This is a genomic window from Paraburkholderia sp. 2C (assembly GCF_054589215.1).
This window is the reverse complement of the sequence record NZ_BAAILL010000054.1, coordinates 1-645: the sequence shown is the minus strand read 5'-3', so window position 1 is coordinate 645 and position 645 is coordinate 1. Positions and strand designations below refer to the sequence as shown.

The 645-nt window shown below is 65.7% G+C and carries 1 protein-coding gene; it reads left to right on the top strand.

All coding sequences use genetic code 11. The features are described 5' to 3' along the window. The coding region (locus ACYPXD_RS28850) for an electron transfer flavoprotein subunit alpha/FixB family protein (RefSeq protein WP_459719743.1) at positions 1 to 645 on the top strand (645 nt) is incomplete at both ends.

The window sequence follows — 645 nt, the reverse complement described above, 5'->3', positions numbered from 1 at the left end:
ATGCGGCGAAGCACTACACGCACATCGTTGCGCCCGCAACGGCATACGGCAAGAACATCGCCCCGCGCATCGCGGCGAAACTCGACGTCGCGCAGATCAGCGACATCACGGCAGTCGATAGCCCCGACACGTTCGAGCGCCCGATCTACGCGGGCAACGCCATCGCCATCGTGCAATCGGAAGACCCGATCAAGGTCATCACCGTGCGCGCCACGGGCTTCGACCCGGTCGCCGCGGAAGGCGGCAGCGCGCCGATCGAAAAGATCGAGGCCGCAGCGGACCGCGGCATCTCGCAGTTCGTGAACCGCGAAGTAACGAAGCTCGATCGCCCCGAACTGACGAGCGCGACGATCATCGTGTCGGGCGGCCGCGGTCTGGGCAGCGGCGAGAACTACACGAAGGTGCTCGAACCGCTCGCGGACAAACTCGGCGCCGCCATGGGCGCCTCGCGCGCCGCGGTCGACGCGGGCTATGTGCCGAATGACTATCAGGTTGGGCAGACCGGCAAGATCGTCGCGCCGCAACTGTATGTGGCCGTCGGCATCTCCGGCGCGATCCAGCACCTCGCGGGCATGAAGGACTCGAAGGTGATCGTCGCGATCAATAAAGATCCGGAGGCGCCGATCTTCAGCGTCGCGGACTACG